This is a genomic window from Photobacterium sp. R1 (assembly GCF_054600795.1).
Genome location: NZ_BAAHZP010000062.1, coordinates 1 through 539 on the forward strand (window position 1 = coordinate 1; position 539 = coordinate 539).

Genomic DNA, 539 nt, shown 5'->3' on the forward strand with positions numbered 1-539 from the left:
GCTGTTGCAGCGTCGTCCGGGCAAGATGGGTAAAGGGCCGGGTAAGACGACAGGCTGGATCCATCAGCAGGTGTTGCTGAAACGCGGTGTGGAAATGCTGTCCGGTGTCAGCTACGAGAAGATAGATGAGCAAGGCCTGCATATCAGTGTGGAAGGGCAGCAGCGTGTGCTGGAGGTGGATCATATTGTGCTTTGTGCCGGTCAGACTTCAGTGGAAGAATTGTCGGCGCCGCTTAAAGAGCTTGGCATCAATGTGCACGTCATTGGCGGTGCTGAGTTTGCAGGAGAAGTGGACGCAAAACGTGTTATCCGCCAGGGAACAGAGCTGGCCGCCCGTCTGTGATATCGGCTACTGTGATCAAGAGGCTCCTGAGGGAGCCTCTTTTCGTTGCCGTTACTCAGAAGAGCAGATGTGGTATGGTATTTAACAAGAATCGTTATCATCGAGGATACATAATTTATGGATGCGTTGTCGCTGCTGCTTAATCGTCGCTCTTTGCCTAAAATGACGGCCCCGGCCCCTCAGGGTGAGGCGCTGG

The 539-nt window shown here is 53.8% G+C and carries 2 pseudogenes; both read left to right on the forward strand.

Features of this window, described 5'->3' with window-relative positions:
- Positions 1-343: pseudogene (gene fadH, locus ACYP03_RS23945) on the forward strand (NADPH-dependent 2,4-dienoyl-CoA reductase); the annotation flags it as partial.
- A 117-nt stretch (positions 344-460) separates the two neighbouring features.
- Positions 461-539 (forward strand): annotated as a pseudogene (locus tag ACYP03_RS23950) (nitroreductase); the annotation flags it as partial.